The sequence below is a fragment of the Thermoanaerobaculia bacterium genome, from assembly GCA_018057705.1.
GTDB lineage: Bacteria > Acidobacteriota > Thermoanaerobaculia > Multivoradales > JAGPDF01 > JAGPDF01.
Genome location: JAGPDF010000111.1, coordinates 5215 through 9434, shown reverse-complemented (window position 1 = coordinate 9434; position 4220 = coordinate 5215). Strand labels below are relative to the sequence as shown.

Sequence of the window (4220 nt, the reverse complement as noted above, 5' to 3'; positions counted from 1 at the left end):
CCCGACCTGCCGCTCGACCCCGAGATCGCGGCGCGCTTCCACCCGGTCGAGGCCGCTCGCGCCGGCGAAGACGGTCGTCTGCCGCTCTACCAGATGGGGAACAACCACTACCATGCGGCCGTCTGGGAGCTCGCCATGGAGCGCCCGGGCGTGCTCGTTCTCCATGACCTCGTGCTGCACCATTTCCTGCTCGACCGGACGGTGGGGAAGGGCGAGTTCGAGCCCTATCGCGCGGCACTCGAGCGCGACCACGGCTGGGTCGGCGATGCCGCGGCGCGGCCGGTGCGGTGGGGCGCTTTCGGACGCGCCGCCCAGTTCTTCCTGCCGGCGAACCGGACCCTCCTGCGCCGCCAGCGTGGTGTGCTGGTGCACGGACAGTGGGCAGCCTCGGTGCTGCGCGAGGAGGATCCGGAGCTCGCCGTGCGCGTCGTCTCGATGGGAATTCCGCTGCCGGCCCCGGCGCGCCGCGATGTCGGCCTCGCGTTCCGGTCCCAGTGGCGCATACCGCCCGCGGCGTTGCTCCTCGGCTCGTTCGGCTTCCAGACCCCGATCAAGCGCACCGACGTGGCGATCCGCGCCCTCGCCTCTCCCGGCCTCGAAAACGTGCACCTGCTCATCGCCGGCGAGCTCTCGCCGTACTCGAACTATGCGGCGCTCGCCGCCGAGCTGGGCGTCGCGGAGCGCGTGCACGTCACCGGCTACCTGCCGTTCGAGCAGCTCGACGCTGCGATCTCGGCGACCGACCTGTGCCTCAACCTGCGCTATCCGACGGCCGGCGAAACCTCGGCCTCGCTGCTGCGCATCCTCGCCGTGGGGCGGCCGGTGGTGGTGTCGGACTACGCCGACTTCGGCGATCTGCCCGACGAGATCGCGCTGCACATTCCGCCCGGAGAGGGCGAGATGGAGAAGCTCGCACGGGCGCTCGCGCGCCAGCTCGCCGACCGGGCCGGGCTCGAACGGATGGGAGAGGCGGCGCGCCGCTTCGTGGCCGAGCACCATGCCCCCGAACGCGCCGCGGACGAGATGGTCGCGGCGATTGCGGAGCTCGCCGAGCTGCAGCCGCTCCCCGAACGTCCACCGCACCCGGGGCCGCGCAGCACGGCAGTGCAGGGGCGCGTGCCCGGCCGGATCGTCGTTCACGGCAGCGAGAACTGGCCCCCCGGCGAGCGCCGCAAGCTCGAGGTCGATGTGGTGAACGACAGCCGCGTCCGCTGGCTGCCGAGCCACGCCCTGCCGGGCGGCGTGATCTTCGAGGTCCAGTTCCTGTCGGAGGGCCGCGACCTCTATCGCGGACGGCGCTGGCTGTCGCTTCCCGAAGCGCTCGAACCGGGAGCGTCGCGCCGCTTCGTCCTCGAGTTGCGGCGCCCGGAGGCAGCCGCCCGGCTGCTGATCAAGCCGACGCTGCAGATCGTGGAGGGGCACCGGCCGCTCGGCGCCTGGGAGTGGGACCGATGGGTCTGAAATCCGCCAGTTGGCTGCTGCTCGCCCTGCTGCTCGCCGCGACCACCTGGCTCGCGGCGACCGCTGCGCGGGAGCGCATGCCCGCGCCGGGAGGCGAGACCACGAACTGGCTCGCGGCGCACAGTCTGGCTCTCGACCGCGACGAGCTGTTCGTCGACGCCGATACGGCGCGTTTTCGCGCCGCCTTCGGCGAGACGCCGCGCGGCGTGCGCACCGACCCGCACGGCGGCAGGCTGGAGGCGCCCTACCTCGCGACCCGGGTGTGGAGTCTGGCGCTCGTTGTGGCTGGCGAGAGCGGCCCCTTTCTGGTCAACGCCCTCGCGCTGGTGCTGGCGGCGGTCGCCGGGAGCTGGGCGCTGCGCGCCTCGCTGGGCGCCGCCGCGCCGTTGTGGATCGCCCTCTTCTTCTTCGGCTCGGTCGCCTTCACTTCGGTCTTCCGGTGGCAGAGCGAGCTTCTCGTTTTCGCCGCCGTCGTCATCGCCGGCGCCCTGGTCTGGGGCCGCGAGCCGCCGGCCATCCTCGATCGCGGAGCGGACCAGATCTACGGCGGTGACGTCGAGAAGCGCCCGGCGCTCTGGGTCTGGCCGATCGCCGGCCTTCTGGTCGGCGCCGCGGCCGTGCGTCATCCCGCCTACGCCCTGATCGCGATTCCGATGCTGTTCGATCTCCCGCCAACGGGAAAGCGCGGCAGCAGGGTCTGGGCAGGGGCGCTCTTCGCGGTGCCTCTGCTGCTGCCGATCGGTTTCGTCGTGGCCGCGCAAGGTGCCCCCTGGGAGGCGCCCGCGGCGTTCTTTCATCCGGCGCTGCTGGGATGGAATGCGCTCTACCTCGCCATCGGGCGGCATGCCGGACTCGTGGTCGGATTCCTGCCGCTTCTGGCGCTGCTGCTCTCGCCGCTGAAGCCCGGCGGACGGCGATATCTGCCGCTCGTCGTCGCGGTGGCGGCGTTCGCGCAGTTGCTCATGGCGCCGTTCGACTGGGCCGGAGATCTCTCCGCAGTGGGCAACCCCTGGTTCCTTCCGCTCTACGGCGCTCTCCTGTTCTGCGCCGGATCGGGCTTGCACCTGCGCGCGGCGCTCCTCGTCGCGCTCGCGGTAGTGCCGTTCCTGGCGCCCTTCTGGATCGCTCCGCTCGCAGACGGCACCCGGGCACCGGCCGCGCTCGAACCGTTGACGTCGCGCCTGCGTGAACGGCTGCCGTTCGAAACGTCGCTCCGCGACCTCCCCGGGAGCGCCGAGCTCGCGCGGGCCGGGGTGCGCTTGCGCGGCACCGGACCCACCCTTCGACCCGCCGGCGGGCGACTCGCCCTGGACGCTTCGCGGGCGGTGGTGCTGGTCGAGAGCGACCGCTCTCTCGCCTCCGTCCGGCTCGACTTCAGCGCCAACGCCCCGGCGGCGCTGGCGGTCGAGGGAGGCTCGACCGGCACCACGACCTTCCGGCCGAGCGGCGAGGTCGCCTTCGACATCTCCCTGGGAAAGCCCCAACGGCGGCATCCGCTCTGGTGGAGCCGCGCGCCGGTCGCGATCTACTTCCTCCGGCTGGAACTCCCGGAGACGGGTAGGATCGGCAAGCAGGGCCCGGCAGGGTCGGCAGATCCGGTGACATTCGACCTGGGTCTGGCGCGCGTGGCGGGGCCGGAGGATGGAGAACCTTGAGCGCGACGCTGCCCTGGATACTCGAAATGCGCGGCCGCCTGGAGGCGCCCGCGCCACGACGCCTGGCGCCGGGAGAGGCCCGCCAGGCGGCGGTGCTGGTGCCGCTCTACGTCGATGCCGGGATGCTCTGGACTCTGCTCACCAAGCGCACCGACAGCCTGCCGCATCACCGTGGCCAGGTCGCCTTCCCGGGCGGGGGCATGGAGGTGGGAGAGGACTCGTGGGGAGCCGCGCTGCGCGAAGCCGACGAAGAGGTCGGGCTGCCGCCGAAGCAGGTCTTGCGGCTCGGCGAGCTCGACGAGGTCGCGACGCCGTCCGGCTTCCGCATCGTCCCTTGCGTCGGCGCGATCCCTTTTCCGTTCGAGCTCAAGCCGAACCCGGCGGAGATCGACGAGACCTTCGCCGCGCCGTTGGGGGAGCTCGCGAATCCGAAGCTCATCGAGGACCGCGAGGTGCTGATCAACGGCCAGCGCCGGACGCTGCGCATCTACCATGTCGGCCGCTTCCTCATCTGGGGCGTCACCGCCCGCATCCTGCAGAATCTGCTCGAGCGCGTCGGCATCTCGAGCAGCTATGAGCTCGAGCCCTGACGGCCCCGCGCGTGGTACCGTCTCGCGCTGAGCTCATCATGGCCACGAAAATCGATACCTCCGAGCTGTCGGGTGTGCTGTTCGAGGCCTCTGCCGACGCGATCGTCGTGGTGGATGCGGACGGCCGGATCGTGCTGGCGAACGCGGCCTGCGAGCAGCTCCTCGGGTACGAGGCCAGCACGCTTCGGGGACGGCCGTTGGAGATCCTCGTTCCGGAGCGGTATCCGCGGCACGGGACGCTCCGGGCCGAGTACTTCCGGCACGCCCGCCCGCGGCCCATGGGATTGGGCTTCTCGCTCGCTGCGCGCCATGCCGACGGGCGCGAGATTCCGGTCGACATCTCCCTCAGTCCGATCGAGGTCGGTGGGCACCGGCTCGCCGCTGCCGCCCTGCGCGACCTTCGCGGTCGCGCCGAGAACCCCGACGCCCTGCGGATCCAGGCGACTGCGCTGCACTCCGCCGCCAACGGCATCGTCATCACCGACGCCACGGGGCGTATCGTCTGGGTGAACCC

The 4220-nt window shown here is 71.8% G+C and carries 4 protein-coding genes; all 4 read left to right on the top strand.

Features of this window, described 5'->3' with window-relative positions; genetic code table 11:
* Positions 1–1461: glycosyltransferase family 4 protein (locus tag KBI44_20155; protein ID MBP9146794.1), on the top strand; the 1461-nt coding region annotated here is incomplete at its 5' end.
* The gene (locus KBI44_20150) at positions 1452–3116 is read left to right on the top strand and encodes a hypothetical protein (protein MBP9146793.1); all 1665 of its coding nucleotides are present in this window, start codon (positions 1452–1454) and stop codon (positions 3114–3116) included. The genes KBI44_20155 and KBI44_20150, both read left to right, overlap by 10 nt.
* Positions 3113–3706: a CoA pyrophosphatase gene (locus KBI44_20145; GenBank protein ID MBP9146792.1), complete on the top strand. Its 594-nt coding sequence runs from the start codon at positions 3113–3115 to the stop codon at positions 3704–3706. The genes KBI44_20150 and KBI44_20145 overlap by 4 nt, the downstream gene beginning before the upstream one ends.
* Positions 3707–3744: 38 nt before the next feature.
* A partial coding sequence (locus tag KBI44_20140; protein MBP9146791.1) for a PAS domain S-box protein occupies positions 3745–4220 on the top strand: 476 nt, incomplete at its 3' end.

Bases quoted from the DNA above. Each gene is read 5' to 3' on its own strand.
- KBI44_20150 (MBP9146793.1), top strand. From the start codon at position 1,452: ATGGGTCTGAAATCCGCCAGTTGGCTGCTGCTCGCCCTGCTGCTCGCC.